This is a genomic window from Rathayibacter sp. AY1B7 (genome assembly GCF_002932735.1).
Lineage (GTDB): Bacteria > Actinomycetota > Actinomycetes > Actinomycetales > Microbacteriaceae > Rathayibacter.
This window is the reverse complement of the sequence record NZ_PSWK01000012.1, coordinates 66980-89860: the sequence shown is the minus strand read 5'-3', so window position 1 is coordinate 89860 and position 22881 is coordinate 66980. Positions and strand designations below refer to the sequence as shown.

The window sequence follows — 22881 nt, the reverse complement described above, 5'->3', positions numbered from 1 at the left end:
GCCGGGGGCGGGCCCGGCCGCGGCTAGGATCGTCCGCATGGTCACCCGCTCCGGTGAGCCCTCGGGCTCCTCCGCCCGGAGCGCCCGCGACGCGGCACCCCGTGCGGTCCGGCTCGGCCTGCTCGACCCGCGCGAGGACCTGCTCGCGGCGACGAGCGCGTGGATCCGCACCCACGCCCCGGACTTCGAGGTCGTCGTGGCCGCCTCCACCTGGCACGACCTGGTGACGAGCGATGTCTTCCCCACCCAGGTGGTCGTGATGGACGTCGAGCTGCGCGAGCCGATCTCGATCGAGGCGCGGATCCGGACCTGCCGGGCGGCGGGAGCCGCGGTCGTGGCGCTCTCCGCGAGCGAGGACGACGAGGTCCGCGAGCGCGCCCTGAAGGCCGGAGCCGTGCGGCACCTGGCGAAGTCGCGCCCGCTCGCTGAGGTGATGGAGCAGACCCGCGCCGCTCTCGAGATGCGCTCGGCCGACGTCTCGTCCGCGCAGTGGCGGCCCCTGCCGTCCGGAGTCGCGGCGCAGCAGCGCCCACGGCTCAGCGCCGGCGAGCTGGAGGCGCTGCGCCTCTACGCGTCCGGATCGAGCACCCCCGAGGTCGCCGCCAAGATGAACGTGCAGTTCGAGACCGCGAAGACCTACCTGCAGCGAGTGCGCCGCAAGTACGTCGCGGTCGGCAGGCCCGCGAGCCGCCGGGCCGACCTGATCCGCCGCGCCGGCGAGGACGGGTTCCTCCCGTGACCGGCCCCTGCTCACCCCGGGGGCCCCGCCTCCGGACCCGCCCCGAGGAGACCTGATGGCCAAGCTGTACTTCCGCTACGGAGCGATGAACAGCGGGAAGAGCACGTCGCTCCTGCAGGCCGCGCACAACTACGAGGAGCGCGGGCACCGGGTGCTGCTGGCCAAGCCGGCCGTCGACACGAAGGGCGAGGAGCTGATCGTGTCGCGGCTCGGCGTGACCCGTCCGGTGGACATCCTGTTCGAGCCCGACGGGGACCCGGTGGCCGTCTTCACCGCCGCCCGGGCCCGCGTGCTGGCCGAGTCGAAGCGCGACGTGAGTGCTCTGCTCGTCGACGAGGCGCAGTTCCTGCCGGAGTCGCACGTCGACGATCTGCTCCGGATCGCCATCCTCGAGAACGTGCCCGTCCTGGCGTACGGCATCCGCACGGACTTCCGCACCGCCGCGTTCCCGGGAAGCAGGCGGCTCCTGGAGATCGCCCACAGCCTCGAGGAGCTGAAGACGATCTGCCGGTGCGGGCGCAAAGCGATCTTCAACGGGCGCGTCGTGGACGGCCGCTTCGTCTTCGACGGCGATCAGGTCGCGATCGACGGAACGGCGGTCACCTACGAGTCGCTGTGCGGCGCGTGCTACCTCCAGGAGAGCCGCGGCCGGCTCCGCGGCTGACCGGTCGAGCGTTCCTCACCGGTGCGACACCCCTCCGAAACGAGGAAGTGGGTAGCCTGACGACGTGACAACACCGGAAACGGAATTACGCCTTTCGAAGCAGCAGGAAAGGTCGGGGGAAACGATGACGGCGCAAGGGGCACCGCTGAGGCGTCGGCCGTCGTGGGAGCAGGACTACCGGCGACGGCTGCTCATCACGGACGTCGTCGCGATCGTCCTCTCCGTCTTCGGCACGCAGCTCTTCTGGTTCGACCTGAACCTGAACTCGGATCTGGGGTTCAAGAACCCCGCCGACATCGCGGTCAGCTACACCTGGGTGTCCGTCGCCCTGTCGGTCGGCTGGCTCCTCGCCCTCCAGGTCTTCGACACGCGCGACCGCCGGATCGTCGGCACCGGCTACGTCGAGTACCGCCGCGTCGTCGACGCCTCCATCTGGCTCTTCGGCATCGTCGCGATCATCGCCTACCTGCTCCAGATCCTGCTCGCGCGCGGCTACATCATCACGGCGTTCCCCGCCGGGATCGTGCTGATCTGCGTCGGCCGCCTGGTCTGGCGCTCCTGGCTCACCCGGCAGCGCCGGGCGGGCCGCTTCTCGAGCCAGGTCGTGCTCCTCGGCTCCCGCGCGAGCGTCCTGCACACCGCGCGCGAGCTGCGTCGCGGCACCGAGGCCGGCTACAAGCTCGTCGGCGCCGTCTCGACCTCGGTCGGCGGTGCGGACGCGCTGCGGAGCGAGCAGGAGCTCTCGGGCCTCGCGGTCCACGGGTTCACCGGGATCGACGGCGTCCGCGCCGTGATGGACGCCACCGGTGCCGACACGGTGGTCGTCACGAGCTCCGACGAGCTGGCGCCGCAGCGGATCCGCGAGCTGAGCTGGACGCTCGAGCCCGGGCGCGAGCACCTCGTCGTGGCGCCGAGCCTCACCGACATCGGCGGTCCGCGCATCCACACCCGCCCCGTCGCGGGCCTTCCGCTGATCCACGTCGAGACCCCGCGCTTCGACGGCCGCCAGCGGTTCGCCAAGCGCCTCTTCGACATCCTGGCGTCGACCATGCTGATCATCCTCAGCGCGCCGGTGCTCGTCGTCGTCGCCGTGCTGGTCAAGGTCACCAGCCCCGGGCCCGTGCTCTTCCGGCAGGAGCGCATCGGCCTGAACGGCGCGACCTTCGAGATGCTGAAGTTCCGCTCGATGGTCGTCGACGCGGAGGCGCGACTGGCGGCTCTCGCGTCGCAGCAGCGTGCGGAGGGGAACTCGATCCTCTTCAAGATGGCGAAGGACCCCCGCGTCACCCGGGTGGGCGCGATCCTCCGGCGCTTCAGCCTCGACGAGCTGCCCCAGTTCCTGAACGTCTTCCGCGGCGACATGTCCCTGATCGGCCCCCGCCCGCCGCTGGCCCGCGAGGTCGAGCAGTACGAGGAGCACGTGCACCGCCGCTTCCTGATGAAGCCGGGCATCACCGGGCTCTGGCAGGTCAGCGGACGCTCGAACCTCTCGTGGGAGGACACCGTCCGCCTCGACCTGTACTACGTCGAGAACTGGTCGATGACCGGCGACATCGTCATCCTCTTCAAGACCGCGCGCGCCGTCCTCGCCCGCGACGGGGCGTACTGATCGCCGGGGGGAGGGGCGCCGAGCCCCGCACCCTGTCCGTCTCGGTCCTCGAGACCCCGTTCCGCGTGGTCTTCGGACGCGGCGTCGGCGACGAGGACGCGGCGCGGATCGCCGACAGCTGGGCGGCCTGCGCGTCCGAGCCCGACGCGGGAGCACGCGACGTCCTCGCCGAGGTGGGGCACGACCCCTCCGTCCCGGTCGGCGGCTCGCCCCGGGTCTCGAGCGCCACGCTCGCGCAGCTCGAGGAGTCCCTGACCTCGACCCTGACCCTCGAGGCGATCGGCGCCCGGCGCGCCGACCTGCTGATGCTCCACGCCTGCGGGATCTCCGACGAGTCCGGCCGCGTGCTGGCCTTCGTCGCCGCCTCCGGGACCGGCAAGACCACCATCGCCCGGACGCTCGGGTCCCGCTTCGGCTACGTCACCGACGAGACGGTCGGCGTGACCCCGGAGGGGCGCGTCCTGCCCTATCCCAAGCCGCTGTCGGTGAAGCCGCTGACCGGATCGGCGCCGAAGGCGCAGCTGGCCCCCGGGTCGCTCGCCCTCCGACCGGTCCCGGAGGCGCCCCTGCGGCTGGCGGGCGTCCTCCTGCTCGAGCGCCGCGACGGCGTCGGGACGCCCTTCCTCGAGCACGTCGACCCGGTCGACGCGATCGAGGACCTGGTGCCGCAGACCTCCTACCTCTCGGCCCGCCCGCGGCCGATCGCCGATCTCGTCCGCACCCTCTCGGCGCTGGGCGGCGTCCGGCGACTGGTCTACTCCGAGGCCGCGAGCGTGGTGCACCTGGTCGAGGAGGTCTTCGCGTCCCTCGGCGCCGAGGCCCCGTCCGCCTGGTCCGACGTGGTCTCCGTGCAGCTCGACCCTGTGGGCGAGGCCCTGCCCGGCACCGTCCTGCGCACCCCTGCGGACGACGCGGTGGAGCTCGCCGACGGCCAGCTGCTCGTGTTCTGCGGCGGCACCCTCGTGCGCCTGTCCGGCATCGGCCCGACGATCTGGCGCCACGCCGGCCGGGGCTCCGATCTGCCCGGTCTCGTCGCCGCGGTGCTCGAGGAGGCGGGCCCGCCGCCCGCCGGCGTCGATGCGGAGGCGGTCGTCGAGTCGGCGGTCGTCGAGCTCGAGGGCCTCGGAGTGATCAGGAGAGGGACTCCGCCGGAGCCCACCCCCGACGGGTGGCACGGTTGACGCGCCTGGCGCCGAGGGCGCGGAAGCGCTGTGTCAGAATTCGGAAGAACCCGTCGCCGGCGCCCGCCGCGTGATCCGTACCAGCGAAGGAAATCTGACTCTGTGGAACTTCGAGACGTCCTCCGGCTGCTGCGCGACCACTGGATCCCGATCGTCGCGGCGATCCTCCTCGGCACTCTCGTCGCCTTCGGCTGGTCGCTGACGCAGAAGCCGCGGTACGTCGCCGACTCGCAGGGCCTGGTCTCCGTCGCCACCACCGGTGCCGACGACAGCCAGGCGATCTACACGCAGCAGATCGCGCAGTCCGTCGCCAAGTCGAGCCTCGCCACGTACGTCCCGATCGCCACCTCGCGCGACGTGGCGCAGATCGCGATCGACAGCCTCGGCCTCGACGTCTCGCCCGCCACGCTGATCTCGGCGATCACGGTGCAGGCCGACACGGTCGCCCCGGTGATGAAGGTCAGCGCCACCGCCTCCACCCCCGAGGGCGCGCAGAAGCTCGCCGACGCCTGGGTCGCGGCCATCGCCACCAAGGTGCAGCAGGTCAACCAGGAGACGGGCGTCGGCGACACGGTCTCCCTCACCGTTCTGCAGGCCGCGGCGCTCCCGTCCTCGCCGGCGTTCCCGAACCTGCGCCTCGTCCTCGCGGTCGGCGCGCTCGCGGGCCTCGTCCTCGGTCTCGTCTACGCGTTCGTCCGCAACACGTTGGACCGGCGCATTCGCACCGCCGAGATGGTCGAGCGCCTGTTCGACCTCCCCGTGGTCGGCACCCTCCCCGTCGACAAGCGCCTCAGCGAGACCAACCGCATCGTCCCCGAGGCCGACACGACCGACTACATCAAGGCCGACGGCAAGCACGCACTCGCCGAGGCGCTGCGCGAGCTCCGCACGAACCTGCAGTTCATGAACATCGACAGCCCGCCGCGCATCATCGTCGTGACGAGCCCGCTGCCCTCGGACGGCAAGTCGACGGTGACCGCGAACCTCGCGGTGACGCTCGCCGCCTCCGGCCAGCGGACCGTCGTCGTCGATGGCGACCTCCGCAAGCCCACCGTCGCCAAGTCGTTCGGCCTCGTTCCCGGCGTCGGCCTGACCGACCTGCTGATCGGCAAGGCGGAACTGCAGGACGTCCTGCAGCCGTGGGGCCCGTCCGGCAACCTCTGGGTGCTCGGAGCCGGGTCGATCCCGCCGAACCCGTCCGAGCTGCTCGGCTCCAACGGCATGGACATCCTCCTGCACGAGATCGCTCGCGAGGCCATCGTGCTCGTCGATGCGCCGCCGCTCCTGCCCGTCACGGACGGCGCCATCCTCACCGCCCGCACCGACGGCGCGCTCGTGGTCATCTCCGCGGGCAGGACGACGACCGACGAGCTGGGCAAGGCGATCCAGAACATCGAGCGGGTCAGCGGCCACACCCTCGGCGTGATCCTCAACCGCGTGCCCGCGCGCGGCCAGGTCGGCCGGGGCTACGGCTACTACTACACGAGCTACTACGGCTCCGAGCGATCGGGTGCCCGCCCGGACACGGCCGTCGAGCCCGAGCCCGCGTCGACCTCGGCCTGAGCGCCCCGCGATGATCTTCCCGGGAGACGACTCCGCCCGCCCCGCCCGCCGGAGCTGGCGACCGGACGAACCGGTCGCCGCCTCCGCCGCCCCCGTCTTCACCGTGCTCTCGGTCTGCACCGGCAACATCTGCCGGTCGCCGATGGCGGAGCAGCTGATGCGCGCCGCACTCGCCGACGCGACATCACCCGCGGGAGGTCCGCTCTTCGCGTTCACGAGCGCCGGAGTGAGGACGCGCGACGGACTGCCGATGGACCCGGTCTCGGCCCGCTTCTCGGCTCAGCACGGGGGAGACCCGGCCGCGCACACGAGCGCGGTGCTCGGCGACGCGATCGTCGGCGACGCCGACCTCCTGCTCACGATGACGCGCGACCACCTGGTCGACGCCTCCCGGCGCTTCCCGTCGCTCCTCCTCCGCGGCTTCACGCTGCTCGAGTTCGCCCGCGTGCTGCCGTTCGTGCTGCGGGAGGTGCCGCTGCCGACGGTCGAGGACCCCGCCGCGCGGCTCCGCGCCGTCGTGCGGCTCGCCGCCGCCCACCGCGGGCGCGCCCCGCGGGGCGAGGGCGGCGACGACATCGAGGACCCGATCGGCCGCAGCGAGGCCGTGCACGAGCGCGTGGCGACGCAGATCGCGGCGGCTGTCGCCGACGTCTCCCGCGATCTGAGAGCATTGGCGCGGCGGTAGTCGCGCGTCCGCGGGCGCGCTGACGCCTCGCCGCATCGCATCGCTCCTCCTCACCGTCGCGACCGCGACACGAACCCGCCACGATTCGGAGAACCCCTGTGAAGCTTTCTGTCATCGGCTGCGGCTACCTCGGTGCCGTCCACGCTGCCGCCATGGCCGAGCTCGGCCACGACGTCATCGGTATCGACGTCGACCAGAAGAAGATCGACGCCCTGGCCGCCGGCACCGCGCCGTTCTTCGAGCCCGGCCTCCCGGAGCTGCTGTCCTCCGGCGTCGCCTCCGGGCGCCTGCGCTTCTCGACCGACATGGCCGACGCCGCCGGTGCGGCCGTGCACTTCGTCGCCGTCGGCACCCCGCAGAAGCCGGGCGAGAACGCCGCGGACATGACCTACGTCGACTCGGCGATCGACGGTCTCCTGCCCTACCTCGAGGCGGACTCCCTCGTCGTCGGCAAGTCGACCGTCCCCGTCGGCACCGCCGCCCGCCTGGCCGACCGCATCGCCTCCTCCGGTGCGACCCTCGCCTGGAACCCCGAGTTCCTCCGCGAGGGCTTCGCCGTCAAGGACACGATCAGCCCCGACCGGCTCGTCTACGGCGTGCCCGCGGGCGAGGCCGGAGCAGCGGCGAAGGCGACCCTCGACGAGGTCTACGCGACGGCGCTCGCGGCCGAGACCCCGCTCGTGGTCACCGACTACGCCACCGCCGAGCTGGTGAAGGTCTCGGCCAACGCCTTCCTCGCGACCAAGATCTCGTTCATCAACGCGATCGCCGAGATCGCGGAGGTCACCGGCGCGGACGTCACGCAGCTCGCCGACGCCATCGGCTACGACGTGCGGATCGGCCGCCGCTTCCTGAACGCGGGCATCGGCTTCGGAGGCGGCTGCCTCCCGAAGGACATCCGCGCCTTCTCGGCCCGCGCCGACGAGCTCGGCGTCGGCGAGTCCGTCGCCTTCCTCAAAGAGGTCGACGCGATCAACCTGCGTCGCCGTCAGCGCGTCGTCGACCTCGTCACCGAGGGCCTGGGCGGCTCCGTCGAGGGCCGCCGCATCGCCGTGCTCGGTCTGGCGTTCAAGCCGGAGTCGGACGACATCCGCGACTCGCCGTCGCTCGACGTCGCCGCTCGCCTGCACGACCTCGGTGCGACCGTGGTCGCGACCGACCCCGAGGCGATCGAGAACTCGCGCCGCCGCTACCCCGAGATCACCTACACGACCGACGTCGACGAGGCGCTGGCCGGTGCCGACGCCGTGGTCGTCGTGACGGAGTGGAAGCAGTTCCGCGCCCTCGACCCCGCGGCCACGGCGGCGAAGGTGGCCAACACCTTCCTCGTCGACGGTCGCAACTGCCTCGACCCCGCCGCCTGGCGTGCGGCCGGCTGGGAGTACCGCGGCCTCGGCCGCTGACGCGGCAGAGCCGTCGTCTCAGCGGACGCGGCTCGGCTGGTCCGCCACGACGCCGGAGGTGCCGCGGAGGGGGATGTGCGCGAAGGCGTCGTCCCACTCCGCCGCCCTCCGGCGTCGTCGTGCGCGGACGACCATCCGGAGCAGGACGCCGGCGACCGCGCCGAGGAGGGCGCCGGAGGTGTTCATCACGACGTCGTCGACGGTGGCGAAGCGCGCCGAGAGGAAGAGCAGCTGGCCCGCCTCGATGAGCGAGCTCACGACGGCGCCGACGGCGACGGCGACCCACGCCCTCCGGAGCCGCAGGTTGAGGGCCAGGAGCAGCCCCAGGGGCACGAACAGGGCGATGTTGGCAGTCGACTCGATGAACGCGTAGTCGACCATCGGGAGGCCGTGCCGGGCGAACCAGGAGGTCACCCGGCCGAGATCCCCCCGCACTCCCGCATCGACGGGCGTCGGCCAGAAGGCGATCGCTGCGAGCGCGACCACGTAGGGCACGCCGATGGCGAGGGTGAGGCGGGTGAGCGACCGGGTCACGGTGCTCCTCTCGTCGGTCGTCGGGCGGGGGCGGCGACGACGGCGGAAGAACAGTCTCGCTCCCGGCTGCTGGGATCGGGCCGGGAGGCGCGGGGGAGTGGGCCGAAGGCACGGCCGTGCGCAGGACGCTCGGGACGCCGACAGGGGTGCTCGAGCCGGAGAGCGCGGGGCGGTGATCGCGCCGGCTCCGTCGTCGACCAGGCTCCGGCCCGGGCGAGCATCCGCCTGCGGGCGAGCCCCGCCACAGCAGAATTCCGAGAACGCCCCGGGAACGACGAAGCCCGGCCGGATCATCGATCCTGGCCGGGCTTCTCACCGGTCGGGGTAGCGGGATTCGAACCCACGACCTCCTCGTCCCGAACGAGGCGCGCTACCAAGCTGCGCCACACCCCGGTGTGCTCATCACGGAGAACCGCTCACGAGCCTCGACAATAGTAGCCGATTTCCGGACCGCCGTCGGACACCCCTCGTCAGGCCGCCGGAGTGAGCGTGACGAGGGTCACCTCGGGCCGGCAGGCGAAGCGCACCGGTGCGTAGATCGAGGTGCCGACTCCGGCGGACACGTTGAGGTACGAGCTGCGCAGTCCGTTGTCCCACGTCGTCGAGCCGGCGACCTTGTCGCGCGGGATGTCGCAGTTGGTGACGAGGGCGCCGAAGCCCGGGACGCAGACCTGCCCGCCGTGCGTGTGCCCGGCGAGGATCACCTCGGCGCCGCGGGCGACGAAGTCGTCGAGGATGCGCTGGTAGGGCGCGTGCGCCACGCCGATGCTGACCCCGGCCGGTCCGTCCTCCGCGCCGCGCAGCTCGTCCACGGCTCCGGCGACGAGGTCGATGCGGTCGAGGCCGATGTGCGGGTCGTCGACGCCGAAGAACTCGATGCGCGTCCCCTTCACCGTGATGCTCTCGGCACGGTTGTTGAGGTCCACCCAGCCGAGCCCGTCCGAGAAGAAGCCGGTCAGCCCGTCGGTGTCGAGATCGGCCTCGTGCTGCTTGGGGTTCTTGGAGGGGCCGACGAAGTAGCGGAGCGGGTTCTTGATCCGAGGGCCGAAGTAGTCGTTGGACCCGTTGACGAAGGCGCCGGGGATCCCGGCGAAGGGCTCCAGAGCCCGGCGGATGCCGAGCACGCCGTCGCGGTGGCCGAGGTTGTCGCCGGTGTCGACCACGACGTCGGGCGCCAGGGCGAGGAGCGAGCGGATCCACTCCTGCTTCTTCGTCTGCCACGGGGCCATGTGCAGGTCAGACACGTGCAGGACGCGGATCGGCTCGGAACCCGCGGGCAGCACCGGGAACGACGTGCGCCGGACGGTGAACAGCGTCCGCTCGACGCCGATGCCCCAGGCCGCGGCGACGGCTCCGGCCGCGGCGACGGTCGCGAGGGCGGTGGTGAGGGGGCGACGGGTGCGTCCGGTCATGGGTCCTTCTCTCGCACGTCGGCCGCGAGCGCGGCCGCGTTCATTCTGCCGGACGCTCCCTCGGGAGCAGCCGGGGGTGCCGGGGCTCAGCCCGCGCGGGGCGGGGCGCCCGGTCCGGCACTGATCTTCAGGGTGATCTCCGCGCCCCGGGAGACGCGCGACCCGGCGGGCGGGTTCGTCTGCGCGACCGTCCCTGCCGGGCGGTCGGAGGGGACCGGAGAAGTGTCGACGCGGACCGTGAAGCCGACGGAGCGCAGGCGTGCGGCCGCCGCAGAGGGGCTCTGGCCGGTGACCTGGGGCACGGCCTCCTGCGGAGCGTCGACGAGCGAGCGGACGGGAGCCGGGAACGCCGTCCCGCCGTACTTCGCGTCGGCGACGCGCATGATGCGCGGCCAGATCTGGTGGCGCACCTGACCGGCGTTCACCCGGTTGAGACTGAACCCGCGCATGGAGGTGAAGCCGGTCACGTTGCCGACCCAGGTGGCGGTGGCGACCTCGGTGCTCGCGCCGACCATCCACGTGTGCAGCGCGTCGTCCGTGGTGCCGGTCTTGCCGATGTGCGGCACCCCGGTGCGGGGGTTGGAGGGGGCGCCGGTGCCGCCCGTCACCACCTGCTGCAGGGCGTAGCCAGCGGTCGCGGCCACCTCCTCGGACATCCCCTGGCTGCACTCGGAGGCGGGCGGCGCGACGTCGGCGCCCGTGCGGTCGACGATGCGGTCGATCGCGATGGGCGTGCAGACGGTGCCCTTGTTCGCGAAGCCGGCGAAGGCCGTGGCCATCGTGAGCGGAGCGATCTCGTTGGTGCCGAGGATGGTCGGCGCGAGCTTCTGCAGCTCGGTCCCGTCGGCACGGTGCACGCCCATCGCCAGCGCCGTGTTGCGGATGCCGCAGAGGTCCAGCTGCTGGGCCATGGCGGCGAACGAGGTGTTGATCGAGCCGGTCGTGGCCTGCAGGGCCGTGGTCACTCCTCCGTTGCCGCCCTCGTCGTTCCCGGGGTTCCAGGACTCGCCGTAGTAGACGCCGTCGGGCTCACAGCTGTCACGGAAGGTCGTGTAGGCGCGGCGGGTGCCGTCGACGCTCTCGCCGAGCGAGTGCCCCTCCTGCAGCCACTCCGCGAGGGTGAACACCTTGTAGGTCGAGCCGACCTGGAATCCCGAGGAGCCGCCGTACCCGAAGTCGGTGTTGTAGTTGACGCTCGTGTAGTTGGGGCCCGTCAGGTCCGGATCGTTGGAGTAGTCCTTGTTCTGGGTCATCGCGAGGATGCGGCCGGTGCCGACCTCGACCGAGACGCTCGCGCTGCCGATGTTCACGTTCGCCATCGACTTGGGCACCCAGTCGTCGGTGGCCGAGACGGCGGCCTGCTGCAGGTCGGAGTCGAGGGTCGTGTGGATCCGGTAGCCGCCGCGCTTGAAGGTGGCGTCGCGCTCGTCCTGGCTCGCACCGAACGCGTCGTCGTTCTTGATGACCCAGGTGACGTAGTCGCAGAAGAAGGCCGCGACTCCGGCCGTCTGGCAGCCGGTGCTCGGCTCGGTGATGTTCGGCGTCACGGGCTCGGCGACGGCCGCCTGCGCCTGCTCGGACGTCACCTTCGACTCGAGGTCCATGCGGGTGACGATGTAGTCGCGCCGGTCCCGGGTCTGCGGGTAGCCCTCCGCGGCGGGGTTCGCCGGGTCGCCGGGCCGGTCGAAGCGGAACTTCTCGGGGTTGTTCACGATCGCGACGAGCGCGGCGGACTGCGCGAGCGAGAGGTCCTTCGCGCTCACTCCGAAGTAGTATCGGGCGGCCGCCTCGACGCCGTAGACGGTGCCGCCGAACAGGGCGATGTTGAGGTAGCCCAGCAGGATGTCGTTCTTCGGGTACTCCTTCTCGAGCCCGATGGCGAGCCGCATCTCGGCGACCTTGCGCTCCGGAGTGGTCTCCGTGGCCTCGCGGTAGGCCGCGTCGCGCTCGATCGGATCGCTGAGCGCCTCCGCCTTCTGCACGAGCACGTTCTTGACGTACTGCTGCGTGATGGAGGAGCCGCCCTGGACGTCCCCGCCCATGGCCGTCGTCGCGGCCGCGCGGACGGTGCCGAGCAGATCGATGCCGCCGTGCTCGTAGAAGCGGGGGTCCTCGGAGGCGACCACGGCGTCCTTCACGAACGGCGAGATCTCGTCCCAGCCCACCTCGACGCGGTTCTGGGCGTAGAAGGAGGCGAGCAGCACGTCGCCGCCGGAGGAGTCCTTCGCGTACACGTCGCTCTTCTCGGCGAGCGTGCCGATCTCGAGGTACTCGGGGAGGTTGTCGAACATCTCCACCGTGTTGCCGGCGGCCATGCCGCTCAGCGCGATCGCCGGCGTCACCGAGGCGGCCACCAGGACTCCCGCGACGACGCTCATGGCGACGATGCCGATCAGACCGCCGACGGCGCCCCCGATGGTCTTCACGACTCTGGTCCCGCCCTGCCCCGACATAGAATCAGCGTAGTCGCCGCGCTCGGACGAGCCGCGGCGCTCATCCCGCCGACGCGCGGCGCCCAGCAGTCGTCCCGCACCGGCCGCACCCGAGGAGAGCCATGTCCGTCCCGCGCTGGGAGTACATCACCACCCCGCTGATGATCCACAACACCACGGCGATCCTGAACACCTGGGGATCCGAGGGCTGGGAGCTGGTCCAGATCGTGACCGGTCCCGAGGGCGGCCTCGTCGCGTACCTCAAGCGCCCCGTCGCCGAGGCCGGCGCGTGATCGCCGAGCGTCTCGCGGAGCTCGGCGTCGAGCTGCCGGCGGTCGCGGTCCCCGCCGGCGCCTACGTCCCCGCCGTCGTGCACGGCGGCCTCGTCTACACGGCCGGGCAGATCCCCTTCGTCGACGGCTCTCTGCCGATGGTCGGCAAGGTCGGCGACGAGGTGTCGCCCGAGCAGGCGAAGGACCTGGCCCGCACCTGCGCCCTCAACGCGCTCGCGGCCGTCGCCGACGCGATCGGATCGCTCGACCGGGTGACGCGGATCGTGAAGCTCACCGGCTTCGTCGCGTCCGCCTCCGGCTTCACCGGGCAGCCCGGCGTGATCAACGGCGCCTCGGAGCTGCTCGGCGACGTGTTCGGCGAGCCCGGCCGTCACGCGCGCTCGGCCGTCGGGGTGGCGGAGCTGCCCCTCGGCGCTCCCGTCGAGGTCGAGCTGATCGTCGCCTTCGACTGACGCACCGCCCCCTCCGGCCCACGCGGCGGGAGGGGGCGTGCGGTGCCCGGTCAGTCCGCGGCGATCGCGGAGGAGATCACCGCCATCACCTGCGTGTCCGCGAGCGTCGTCGTGTCGCCCACGGCGCGTCCCTCCGCCACGTCGCGCAGCAGCCGGCGCATGATCTTCCCCGAGCGGGTCTTGGGCAGCTCCTGCACCACGAAGATCCGCTTCGGGCGGGCGATCGCGCCGATGTGCTCGGCGACGTGCGCCTTCAGGGTGGCCTCGAGCTCGTCGTGCCCGTGGGCCAGCGCCTCGGCCTGGCTCGCCTTCGCGATCACGAACGCGACCACGGCCTGGCCGGTGGTCTCGTCCGCGGCTCCCACGACGGCCGCCTCGGCGACGACCGGGTGCGAGACGAGGGCCGACTCGATCTCGGCCGTCGAGAGGCGGTGGCCGGAGACGTTCATCACGTCGTCCACGCGCCCCAGGAGCCAGAGGTCGCCGTCCTGATCACGACGCGCCCCGTCGCCCGCGAAGTAGCGGTCGCCGAACTTCGACCAGTAGGTCTCGACGTAGCGCTCCGGGTCGCCCCAGATGCCGCGCAGCATCGCCGGCCAGGGCTCGGTGATCACGAGCAGTCCGCCCTCGTCGGCGCCGACCGGCGTCCCGGCGTCGTCGACCACGTCGATCGAGATCCCCGGCAGAGCGACCTGCGCGGACCCGGGCTTGAGAGTCGTCACCCCGGGCAGGGGGGACACCATCATCGCGCCGGTCTCGGTCTGCCACCACGTGTCGACGATGGGGGTGCGGCCGCCGCCGATGACGTCGCGGTACCAGACCCACGCCTCCGGGTTGATCGGCTCGCCGACCGATCCGAGCAGGCGCAGGCTCGAGAGGTCGAAGCGCTGCGGGATCTGCCGGCCGAGCTTCATGAAGGAGCGGATCGCCGTGGGAGCCGCGTAGAGGATCGTCACGCCGTGCTTCTCGACGATCTCCCACCAGCGGCCGGGATGCGGGCTGTCGGGAGTGCCCTCGTACATCACCTGGGTGGCGCCGTTGGCGAGCGGGCCGTAGACGACGTAGCTGTGCCCGGTGATCCAGCCCACGTCCGCGGTCGACCAGTAGACGTCCGACTCGGGGTGCAGGTCGAAGACCGCGCGGTGCGTGAAGGCGACCTGGGTGAGGTATCCGCCGCTGGTGTGCAGGATGCCCTTGGGCTTCCCGGTCGTGCCGCTCGTGTAGAGGATGAAGAGGGGCTGCTCGGCGGGGAACGGCTTCGCGACGTGGTCGGCGTCGACCGCCACGATCTCCTCGTGCCACCAGAGGTCGCGCCCCTCGTGCCAGGCGACCTCGTTGCCTCCGCGGCGCACGACCAGGACGTGCTGGACGCTGGACTCGCCGCCGAGGGCGAGCGCGGCGTCGACCGCCGGCTTCAGGGGCGAGACGGCGCCCTTGCGCCAGCCGCCGTCGGCGGTGATGACGAGTGTCGCCTCCGCGTCGTCGATGCGCGCGCGCAGGCTCTCGGCGCTGAAGCCGCCGAAGACGACGGAGTGGACCGCCCCCAGCCGGGCGACGGCCAGCATCGCGATGACCGCCTCCGGGATCATGGGCAGGTAGATCGCGACGCGGTCGCCGGCGCGGACGCCGAGGCTCGTGAGCAGGTTCGCGGCGCGCTTCACCTCGGCGGTGAGCTCGGCGTAGGTGATCGAGCGGGAGTCGCCGGGCTCGCCCTCCCAGTGCAGGGCGACGCGGTCGCCGTGGCCGGCCAGGACGTGGCGGTCGAGGCAGTTGTAGGCCACGTTCAGCTCACCGTCGTCGAACCACTTCGCGAACGGGGGCTCGCTCCAGTCGAGGGTGCGCGTGAACGGTCGGTGCCAGTGCAGGAGCTCTCGGCTCCGGTCGGCCCAGAAGGCGAGGCGGTCGGCCGCGGCCTCGTCGTAGAGCGCGGCGGTCGCGACCGCTCCGGCGGCGAGATCGGCCGGCGGCGGGAACCGGCGGGTCTCGTGGAGGAGGTTGTCGATGGCGTTCCGGTCGGCGGCCGGGGCGTCGGGGGGAGTGGACATCTGCGATTCGCTCCTTCGCGAGTGAGACGTTCGCCGGCCCGCGCGGTCGGCGTCGCACCACCGTAGCGCCCGCCTCCAGCGCGGATCGCCGAGCGCCGCAAGCTGGGTGCGGGGCGGGTGTCGGATAAGAGTCCGCAGAGAACAGGATCCGGGCTTGGCGAATCGCGATCCGTCCCCTACAGTTGCATACGGCCGAATGAACTTCGGCCCAGCGGCGCAAGTGATTCCCCCCAATCCAGCGCCGCCGAGGCGGCACCTGTTCCCCCCAATGGGTGCCGCCCCCTTCTTCCCGCCGGATCCGGCGGAGGGACGCCCCCGCTCGAGCCCTGCTCGCGGGGGCGTTTCGGCGTTGCCGGGACGTCTCCTCGTCGACTGGGCTTCTCTGCGCCGTGGGGCCCCTCCTCGGAGCGGCTCCCTGCCGAGAGCCCCGGGCCGCCCCTGCGCGCGCGTCCGGCCCGGGTCGTTCCTCCACAGGCGCCGACGCGGGCGTCTCTCCTCCGATCGGGCAGGGAGCGCCCCGGCGCGCGGAACGGGCTCCTAGCGTGCCGGGATGACCCGCGACTTCGTCCCCCTCGTCCCCGCCGAGCACCGCCGCGACCCGCTGCCGGTGCGGCCCGCCGCCGCCGGTCTCGGGCTGCTCGCGCCGCACGCCGCGGACCCCGCGGTGACCGACCTCTTCGTGAACGGCGGCGCGGGCCTCTGGATCGACCGGGGCGGTGGTGCGGAGCGGGTTCCGGAGTGGACGCTCGACGCCGCCGGAGCACGGCGGCTGGCCGTCGCGCTGGTCGCGGCCGGTGGACGGCACGTCGACGAGGCGAGCCCGTGCGTGGACGTCAGGCTCCGCCACGGGGTCCGCGTGCACGTCGTGCTGCCGCCGGTGGCGACCGGGGGAGCGCTCGTGTCGGTGCGGGTGCCGCGGTCGGACTCCTGGACGCTCGGGGAGCTGCAGGCGGCCGGGATGCTGGACGACGACGGAGTGCGGCTTCTGCGCCGGGCGGTCCGCGAGCGGTGGAACCTGCTGATCACGGGAGCCGGAGGATCAGGCAAGACCACCCTGCTCGGCGCCCTGCTCGGGTGCGCGGCGCCGACCGAGCGGATCGTGGCCATCGAGGACGTCGGCGAGCTCCGGCCGGCGCACCCGCACGTCGTCTCGCTCGAGGCGCGGCAGCCCAACCTCGAGGGCGCCGGTGCCGTGGGCCTGGACCGGCTCGTGCGGGAGGCGCTGCGGATGCGTCCGGACCGCCTGGTCCTCGGCGAGTGCCGCGGCGTCGAGCTGCGCGAGCTGCTGTCCGCGCTGAACACCGGGCACGACGGCGGTGCGGGGACCCTCCACGCGAACTCCCTCGAGGACGTGCCCGCGCGTCTCGAGGCGCTCGGGGTCCTCGCGGGACTCGGGCCCGAGGCGATCGCCCGCCAGACGGTCAGCGCGATCGACCTGGTGCTCCACCTCGAGCGCCGCGACGGGCGGCGGCGGCTGGCGGCATTCGGGACGTTCGCGCTCGACGCGGCCGGCCGCCTGAGGGTCGAGGACGGGTCGCTCCCGAGCGCCTCGAGGTCGAGCGCGTGACGGGCCGCGACGGGCTGGACGAGGTCGCGGCCGTCGTGCACCGACTGGCCGTCCTCCTCGCGGCGGGAGTGGCTCCCGCGTCGGCCCTCGGGCATCTCGCGGGGGCGGAAGGGGCAGACAGCGGGGACGCGCGGCGGCGGCGACTGCTCCGGGCGGTGTCGGAGGAGGCCGGCCGCGGGGGCGACGTGACGGAGGCGCTGCTGCGCGGGACGCCGGTTTCGCGGCGGAGCGGCTCGGAGCGGAAGCGGCCGCGACGGCGAGCGCCGGACACCGGTGAGACGACCGCGTGGGCGGCGCTGGCCGCCGCGTGGCGGGTGGCCGCCGACTCCGGCGCGCCGGTCGCCGCCGCTCTCGGCGAGCTGGCGGAGTCCCTGCGCGAGCTGGCGCGCGCCCGCCGGGACATCGAGGTGGCTCTGGCCGGTCCCTCCGCCACCGGGAGGGTCGTGAGCGCGCTGCCGCTGGCGGCGCTGGGTCTGGGGGTACTGCTGGGCTTCGACGTGGTCGGCGTGCTCCTCGGGACGGTGCCCGGTGCGGTCTGCCTGGTGGGGGGAGCCGGGTTGATGGCGGCCGCGCACGCGTGGACGCGGCGCCTCCTCCGAAGCGCGGCCCCGGCCGATCCGGCGCCCGGGCTCGCGCTCGACCTCCTCTCGGTGGCGCTGGCCGGTGGCGGCTCGATCGAGTCGTCGCGCGCCCGGGTCGTGGCGGCGCTCGCCGAGTGCGGGCTCGACTCGGGCGAGCGCGTGCTCTCCGACGCGGACCCGGTGCTCGCCCTCTCCGCGGCGGCGGGCGTGCCGGCCGGACGCCTGCTCCGGAGCGAGGCGGCTCTGGTCCGGGCACGGGCGTCCTCCGGGGCGCGGGAGCGAGCCGCTCGGCTCGGCGTGACCCTGATGCTGCCGCTCGGGATCTGCGTGCTGCCGGCGTTCCTGCTGCTCGGAGTGGCTCCGATGGTCGTCTCGGTGCTGCTCTCGACGTTCTCGGTGGCGGCGTGACGCGGTCGACCGCTCCTCCACAGGGGCGGGATCGGGAAGCGCCTCCACGGATCGGCCGGAGGGCCGATCGGCGGGATCGGGAGTCCGCGATCCTCGGAGGAGGGGCACGGAGCGGGGCGGAACGGAGCAGGACGGATGAGAAGTGACACGGCGATCAGCGGCGGGGGAGTCTCCCGGAGTCGAGGACTCGGTAGGAGCAGGGATGCGGGAAGTGGTGTGCCCGGAACGAGCCGGGGCTCGAGGAGCGGCGGAGGTGCGGCGTCCGGCGGAGGAACGGGCATCGACGTCTCCGCGGGGCGCGTCGAGTGGCGCCGACCCGGGTGGGGAGGTCTCGGCGCTCTAGGCGACGAGGAGGGGTCGGCGACGGCGGAGTACGCGATCGCGACGATGGCCGCGGTCGGTTTCGCCGGGCTGCTCGTGGTCATCCTCAAGGGCGACGAGGTGCGGAGCATCCTGACCGACCTGGTGACCCGCGCGCTCACCGCGGCGGGATGAGAGGCCTTCCGCTGCTGCGCGGGCGGCTCGTCCAGGAGGAGGGCTCGGCCACGGCCGAGCTCGCGCTCGTGCTCCCGGCGGTGGTCGCGGTGCTGGCGCTGTGCCTGGGGTCGGTGGCGGCCTCGGCGCAGTACGTCCGGCTCGTCGACGCGGCCGCCGACGCGGCCCGGTCCGCGGCCCGGGGCGACGACCCCCGCGCGCCGCTCGCCCGGGTGACGGGGGCGTCGCTCACGGCGGGGGAGCAGGACGGACTGGTCTGCGTCGACGTCGCGGCCCGGCTGCGCCCGCTCCCGGCGGTGTCGCTCCCGGTCTCGGTCCGGTCCTGCGCGCTGGGCGGGGGCGGATGATCCGCCGACTCCCCGGGGCTGTCCGCGACCGGGAGGAGGGCTCGGCCGCGGTCGTGGCGATCGGAGTCGTCGCGGGCACGATCCTGGTGACGGCCGCCGTGCTCGCCGGCTGCGCAGGAGTCGTCGGGCACCAGCGAGCGGTCGCCGCCGCGGACGCCTCGTCCCTGGCAGCGGCCGACGTCGCCTCCGGCCTGCTGGCCGGGGATCCGTGCGGACGTGCCGCCGCCGTGGCCCGCGCGAACGGCGCCGAGCTCGTCCTCTGCGACGTCGACGGCGGCGTCGCGAGAACGGAGGCGGCCGTCGCCGCGGGTCCGCTCGCCCTCACGGCGCGGTCGAGGGCCGGACCGCCGCCCTGAGGGCGGAGGCAGCAGCGGGCGTCGTCCGGACCGAGGTTCGTACGACGCCGCGGGAGCGCGTCAGTCGGAGGAGAGTCGCTGGTACCGGTACGCGGCGGCGGTCGGCAGGGCGCCCGCGCCCTCGTCGTGCTCGAGGCCGCCGGCGAGGAGGTAGATGTAGCGGGAGCCCGCCCTCGCCCCGGGGATCTCGAGGCGTGCGGCGGGGGCCTGATCGTCGCCGTATCCCCGACGGAGGGTCTTGCCCTCCAGCGGTCCGTCGAGGAGCTTGGCCGTGTAGGCGGAGGTCGTGGTGGTGTGCGTCGTTGCCATGCCTCATCATGCGCCGATCGGCGCCGCGCGTCACCCCCGTCGACGGCAGGCCGGGCAGGCGGCTCCGAGGCCGTGTCCAGCGTCCTCCCGAGGTCCCCGTGTCCTCGGGAGGGGGCAGGACGTCCGGGGTCAGTGTGTATGGTGTGCCTGTCGGGCGCCCCCGCCGATGGGGACGCGTCGCCGTTCCCCGCACCACGTCGCCGCGCACCGTCTCCCCGCAGCAGGGGACGTCGGACCACTGGTCGTCCGACCCGACAGCACCAATCGAGGAGAACTGTGTCCGGCACGAAGAAGCTGGTGATCGTCGAGTCGCCGGCGAAAGCCAAGACCATCGCCCAGTACCTGGGCGACGGCTACGAGGTGCTCGCCTCCGTCGGGCACATCCGCGACCTCATCGAGCCGAAGAACCTCCCCCCGGAGCTGAAGAAGGGCCCGCTGGGCAAGTTCTCCGTCGACGTCGACAACGGCTTCGAGCCCTACTACGTCGTGTCCGACCAGAAGAAGAAGACGGTCGCCGACCTCAAGCGCGCGCTGAAGAACGCCGACGAGCTCTACCTCGCCACTGATGAGGACCGCGAGGGTGAGGCCATCGCGTGGCACCTCCTCGAGGAGCTCAAGCCCAAGGTCCCCGTGCACCGCATGGTCTTCCACGAGATCACGAAGGACGCGATCCAGAAGGCGCGCGACAACACCCGGGAGATCGACACCTCCCTGGTCGACGCCCAGGAGACCCGCCGCATCCTCGACCGCCTCTACGGCTACGAGATCTCGCCCGTGCTGTGGCGCAAGGTCGGCCCCGGGCTCTCGGCCGGCCGGGTGCAGTCGGCCGCGACCCGCCTGGTGGTCGACCGCGAGCGGGAGCGCCTGGCGTTCGTGTCGGCGAGCTACTGGGACCTCGCCACCGTGCTGGCGCCCGAGTCGGACGCCGCGGCGGGCTTCGACGCCCGCCTGGCCCGGCTCGACGGCAAGCGGATCGGAAGCGGCCGCGACTTCGACGACCGCGGTCAGCTGAAGGGCGACGTCACCGTCCTCGACGAGTCCACCGCCGGTGCCCTCGCCGAGGCGCTGCGCGACCCCGCCACCACGGTCCGGGTCTCGAACCTCGAGTCCAAGCCGTACTCGCGCCGCCCCGCCGCCCCGTTCACCACGTCCACGCTCCAGCAGGAGGCGGCGCGCAAGCTCCGCTTCTCGGCGCGCCAGACGATGAGCGTCGCGCAGTCGCTCTACGAGAACGGCTTCATCACCTACATGAGGACCGACTCGCCCGGGCTCTCGCAGCAGGCGCTGAACGCCGCACGCACTCAGGCCGCGTCCCTCTACGGAGCCGAGACCGTCCCGGACAAGCCCCGGCTGTACTCCGGCAAGAACAAGAACGCGCAGGAGGCGCACGAGGCCATCCGGCCCGCGGGCGAGACCTTCCGCACCCCGGACCAGCTCTCGGGCACCCTCCGCGGCAACGACCTCCGCCTCTACGAGCTCATCTGGAAGCGCACCGTCGCCTCGCAGATGGCCGACGCCAAGGGCTCGACCGCCACCGTGACGCTGCTCGCCGAGCCTGCCGGCGACGTCGCGAAGACCGCCGAGTTCACCGCCTCCGGAACCGTCATCACCTTCCGCGGATTCCTGCTCGCCTACGAGGAGGGGCGCGACGAGGAGCGTCACGGCGCCCGCGACGAGAAGGACGCCAAGCTGCCGGTGCTCGAGGTCGGCCAGAGCCTGGTCGTCGCCGAGGTCGAGGCCAAGGGCCACGAGACCTCGCCGCCCCCGCGCTACACGGAGGCGAGCCTGGTCAAGGCGCTCGAGGAGCTCGGCATCGGCCGGCCCTCGACCTACGCGTCGATCATCTCCACCATCGTCGACCGCGGCTACGTCACTCCGCGCGGGACCGCCCTCGTGCCCAACTGGATCGCCTTCTCGGTGGTCCGGCTGCTCGAGGACTTCTTCTCCGACCTGGTGGAGTACGACTTCACCGCCGAGATGGAGGGCGACCTCGACCGCATCGCCGGCGGCGAGGAGGACCGCGTCGCCTGGCTCAACCGCTTCTACTTCGGCGGAGGCACGCACCCCGGGCTCCGACACGTCGTGGACAACCTCGGCGAGATCGATGCGAAGAGCATCAACTCCGTCCGGATCACGGACGACATCACCCTGCGCATCGGCAAGTACGGCCCCTACCTCGAGGTGGCCCAGGAGGAGGGGCAGGAGACGCCGCGTCGCGTCAACCTGCCGCTCGAGCTGGCTCCCGACGAGCTCACGCCCGCCAAGGCGCAGGAGCTCGTCGACGCCCCGGTGCAGACCGACCGCGTGCTGGGAAGCAACCCTGACTCGGGCAAGACCGTCGTCGTCAAGGACGGGCGCTTCGGCCCCTACGTGACCGAGGTCGATCCGGAGCCGGAGACCACGGCGGATCCCGCCACCGGGGAGGTCGTCGAGCCCGCGCCCGCGAAACGCGGCGCGAAGAAGCCCGCTGTCGTGAAGCCGCGCACCTCCTCCCTCTTCAAGTCGATGGACGTCGCGTCGATCGACCTAGCGACGGCGCTGCGCCTGCTCGACCTGCCGCGCACGGTCGGTGACGACCCCGAGAGCGGCGAGCCGATCACGGCTCAGAACGGCCGGTACGGCCCGTACATCAAGAAGGGCACCGACAGCCGGTCGCTCACCAGCGAGGACCAGATCTTCGAGGTCGACCTGCCGACGGCGCTCGAGATCTTCGCCCAGCCGAAGTACGGGGCGCGACGCGCGTCGAGCGCGCTGAAGGAGTTCGAGGCGGACCCCGTCAGCGGCAAGCCGATCCGGATCCGCGACGGACGCTTCGGCGCCTACGTGACCGACGGCGAGACCAACGTCACGATCTCCAAGGGCCTGACGATCGAGGAGATCGACTTCGAGCAGGCGGTCCAGATGCTCGCCGACAAGCGCGCGAAGGGCCCGGCCAAGAAGGCTCCGGCCAAGCGCGCGCCGGCCAGGAAGCCCGCGGCGAAGACGACCGCGGCCAAGACGACGGCGGCCAAGACGACGGCGGCCAAGACGACCGCGGCCAAGACGGCCGCGGCCGCCAAGAAGACGACCGCAGCGAAGAAGCCCGCCGCGCCCCGCGCCACCGCCGCGAGCCGCGCGGCCGCGGCGGCCGCCGCCGAGACGTCGGACGCGACCGAGTCGTGACCGGGCTGTTCGTCACCCTCGAGGGCGGGGACGGCGCGGGCAAGACCACGCAGGCCCGGCTGCTCGAGGAGTGGCTGGGCACGCGGGGCGAGACCGTCGTCCGCACCCGCGAGCCCGGGGGCACCGAGGTGGGCCTGCAGATCCGCGAGATCGTTCTGCACCACCGCGGCGAGATCGATCCGCGGGCCGAGGCCCTGCTCTACGCGGCGGACCGCGCCCAGCACATCGGGACGCTCGTGCGACCGGCGCTCGAGCGGGGCGAGGTCGTCGTGCAGGACCGCTACATCGACTCCTCCGTCGCCTACCAGGGAGCCGGGCGGGTCCTCGACGCCGTCGAGGTCCGGCGGCTCTCGGAGTGGGCCACCCACGATCTGAGGCCAGACCTCACCGTCCTGCTCGACCTCGACCCCGCCGTCGCGCGGGGCCGGCTCGACGCGGCCCGCACCCGCTTCGACCGGCTGGAGGCCGAGAAGGCGGAGTTCCACGGGCGCGTGCGCGAGGCGTTCCTGGCGATCGCCGAGACGGACGCCGAGCGCTTCCTCGTCGTGGACGCCGCTCTCCCCGTCGAGGAGATCGCGGCCGCGGTGCGGGAGCGGGTCGCCGCGCTCCTCGACGGTGCGTCGGCTGTCGGTGCTCGCGGTTAG

The 22881-nt window shown here is 72.8% G+C and carries 21 protein-coding genes and 1 tRNA gene; 16 read left to right on the top strand and 6 right to left on the bottom strand.

Going from position 1 to position 22881, the window contains the following annotated elements; all coding sequences use genetic code 11:
- Positions 1-37 precede the first annotated feature (37 nt).
- The 7 genes from C5C95_RS08660 (at position 38) to C5C95_RS08630 (ending at position 7844) form a co-directional block, all read left to right on the top strand.
- On the top strand, positions 38-739 hold the full coding sequence (locus C5C95_RS08660; RefSeq protein WP_104237728.1) for a LuxR C-terminal-related transcriptional regulator: 702 nt from the start codon (positions 38-40) through the stop codon (positions 737-739).
- A 55-nt stretch (positions 740-794) separates the two neighbouring features.
- Complete coding sequence (locus C5C95_RS08655; protein WP_104227256.1) at positions 795-1403, top strand: thymidine kinase; 609 nt, start codon at positions 795-797, stop codon at positions 1401-1403.
- Positions 1404-1527: 124 nt separating this feature from the next.
- Positions 1528-3012: a sugar transferase gene (locus C5C95_RS08650; protein ID WP_104222171.1), complete on the top strand. Its 1485-nt coding sequence runs from the start codon at positions 1528-1530 to the stop codon at positions 3010-3012.
- 65 nt (positions 3013-3077) lie between these two features.
- Positions 3078-4193, top strand: a complete 1116-nt coding sequence (locus C5C95_RS08645; protein WP_104324240.1) for a hypothetical protein — start codon at positions 3078-3080, stop codon at positions 4191-4193.
- Positions 4194-4295: 102 nt separating this feature from the next.
- On the top strand, positions 4296-5756 hold the full coding sequence (locus tag C5C95_RS08640) for a polysaccharide biosynthesis tyrosine autokinase (protein WP_181110565.1): 1461 nt from the start codon (positions 4296-4298) through the stop codon (positions 5754-5756).
- A gap of 10 nt (positions 5757-5766) precedes the next feature.
- The gene (locus C5C95_RS08635) at positions 5767-6441 is read left to right on the top strand and encodes a low molecular weight phosphatase family protein (protein WP_104324238.1); all 675 of its coding nucleotides are present in this window, start codon (positions 5767-5769) and stop codon (positions 6439-6441) included.
- Between the two features lie 98 nt (positions 6442-6539).
- Positions 6540-7844: a UDP-glucose/GDP-mannose dehydrogenase family protein gene (locus C5C95_RS08630; RefSeq protein ID WP_104222179.1), complete on the top strand. Its 1305-nt coding sequence runs from the start codon at positions 6540-6542 to the stop codon at positions 7842-7844.
- A gap of 18 nt (positions 7845-7862) precedes the next feature.
- Here C5C95_RS08630 and C5C95_RS17820 read toward each other — a convergent pair whose 3' ends face one another.
- The 4 genes from C5C95_RS17820 to C5C95_RS08610 all read right to left on the bottom strand — a co-directional run bounded on the left by C5C95_RS17820 (position 7863) and on the right by C5C95_RS08610 (position 12243).
- Positions 7863-8378 (bottom strand): VanZ family protein, encoded by a 516-nt coding sequence (locus C5C95_RS17820; protein WP_244229599.1) that lies wholly within the window; start codon positions 8376-8378, stop codon positions 7863-7865.
- Positions 8379-8697: 319 nt separating this feature from the next.
- Positions 8698-8771: transfer RNA gene (locus tag C5C95_RS08620), tRNA-Pro, on the bottom strand.
- Between the two features lie 77 nt (positions 8772-8848).
- Entirely contained in the window at positions 8849-9790 is a 942-nt protein-coding gene (locus C5C95_RS08615) for a metallophosphoesterase (RefSeq protein WP_104222183.1), read from the bottom strand.
- A gap of 86 nt (positions 9791-9876) precedes the next feature.
- A complete protein-coding gene (locus tag C5C95_RS08610; RefSeq protein ID WP_104324236.1) occupies positions 9877-12243 on the bottom strand; it encodes a transglycosylase domain-containing protein in 2367 nt (788 codons plus the stop codon).
- 101 nt (positions 12244-12344) lie between these two features.
- Between C5C95_RS08610 and C5C95_RS17430 the strand changes: the two genes are divergently transcribed.
- Together C5C95_RS17430 and C5C95_RS08605 are read left to right on the top strand one after the other, a co-directional pair.
- The gene (locus tag C5C95_RS17430; RefSeq protein WP_164861113.1) at positions 12345-12515 is read left to right on the top strand and encodes a hypothetical protein; all 171 of its coding nucleotides are present in this window, start codon (positions 12345-12347) and stop codon (positions 12513-12515) included.
- Positions 12512-12967, top strand: coding sequence for a RidA family protein (locus C5C95_RS08605; protein WP_208543619.1), 456 nt, complete (start codon positions 12512-12514; stop codon positions 12965-12967). The genes C5C95_RS17430 and C5C95_RS08605 overlap by 4 nt, the downstream gene beginning before the upstream one ends.
- Before the next feature lie 50 nt (positions 12968-13017).
- Here C5C95_RS08605 and acs read toward each other — a convergent pair whose 3' ends face one another.
- Complete coding sequence (gene acs / locus C5C95_RS08600) at positions 13018-15012, bottom strand: acetate--CoA ligase (protein ID WP_104222187.1); 1995 nt, start codon at positions 15010-15012, stop codon at positions 13018-13020.
- Positions 15013-15562: 550 nt separating this feature from the next.
- On the opposite strand from acs, the gene C5C95_RS08595 reads away from it, so the two are divergent.
- The 5 genes from C5C95_RS08595 to C5C95_RS08575 all read left to right on the top strand — a co-directional run bounded on the left by C5C95_RS08595 (position 15563) and on the right by C5C95_RS08575 (position 18766).
- Positions 15563-16579 (top strand): TadA family conjugal transfer-associated ATPase, encoded by a 1017-nt coding sequence (locus C5C95_RS08595; protein ID WP_104262896.1) that lies wholly within the window; start codon positions 15563-15565, stop codon positions 16577-16579.
- Positions 16576-17568 carry a type II secretion system F family protein gene (locus C5C95_RS08590; RefSeq protein WP_104324235.1) on the top strand — a complete coding sequence of 331 codons (993 nt, stop codon included), beginning with the start codon at positions 16576-16578 and terminating at the stop codon, positions 17566-17568. The genes C5C95_RS08595 and C5C95_RS08590 overlap by 4 nt, the downstream gene beginning before the upstream one ends.
- A gap of 216 nt (positions 17569-17784) precedes the next feature.
- On the top strand, positions 17785-18063 hold the full coding sequence (locus tag C5C95_RS08585) for a DUF4244 domain-containing protein (protein ID WP_244229600.1): 279 nt from the start codon (positions 17785-17787) through the stop codon (positions 18061-18063).
- On the top strand, positions 18060-18410 hold the full coding sequence (locus C5C95_RS08580; protein WP_104222193.1) for a TadE family type IV pilus minor pilin: 351 nt from the start codon (positions 18060-18062) through the stop codon (positions 18408-18410). Before C5C95_RS08585 ends, C5C95_RS08580 begins: the two co-directional genes overlap by 4 nt.
- Positions 18407-18766 carry an Rv3654c family TadE-like protein gene (locus tag C5C95_RS08575; protein WP_104324234.1) on the top strand — a complete coding sequence of 120 codons (360 nt, stop codon included), beginning with the start codon at positions 18407-18409 and terminating at the stop codon, positions 18764-18766. The genes C5C95_RS08580 and C5C95_RS08575 overlap by 4 nt, the downstream gene beginning before the upstream one ends.
- Positions 18767-18826: 60 nt before the next feature.
- Here C5C95_RS08575 and C5C95_RS08570 read toward each other — a convergent pair whose 3' ends face one another.
- On the bottom strand, positions 18827-19075 hold the full coding sequence (locus tag C5C95_RS08570; RefSeq protein WP_104222197.1) for a hypothetical protein: 249 nt from the start codon (positions 19073-19075) through the stop codon (positions 18827-18829).
- A gap of 276 nt (positions 19076-19351) precedes the next feature.
- Between C5C95_RS08570 and topA the strand changes: the two genes are divergently transcribed.
- Together topA and tmk are read left to right on the top strand one after the other, a co-directional pair.
- A complete protein-coding gene (topA, locus tag C5C95_RS08565) occupies positions 19352-22237 on the top strand; it encodes a type I DNA topoisomerase (protein ID WP_104324233.1) in 2886 nt (961 codons plus the stop codon).
- A complete protein-coding gene (tmk, locus tag C5C95_RS08560; protein WP_104233730.1) occupies positions 22234-22881 on the top strand; it encodes a dTMP kinase in 648 nt (215 codons plus the stop codon). The genes topA and tmk overlap by 4 nt, the downstream gene beginning before the upstream one ends.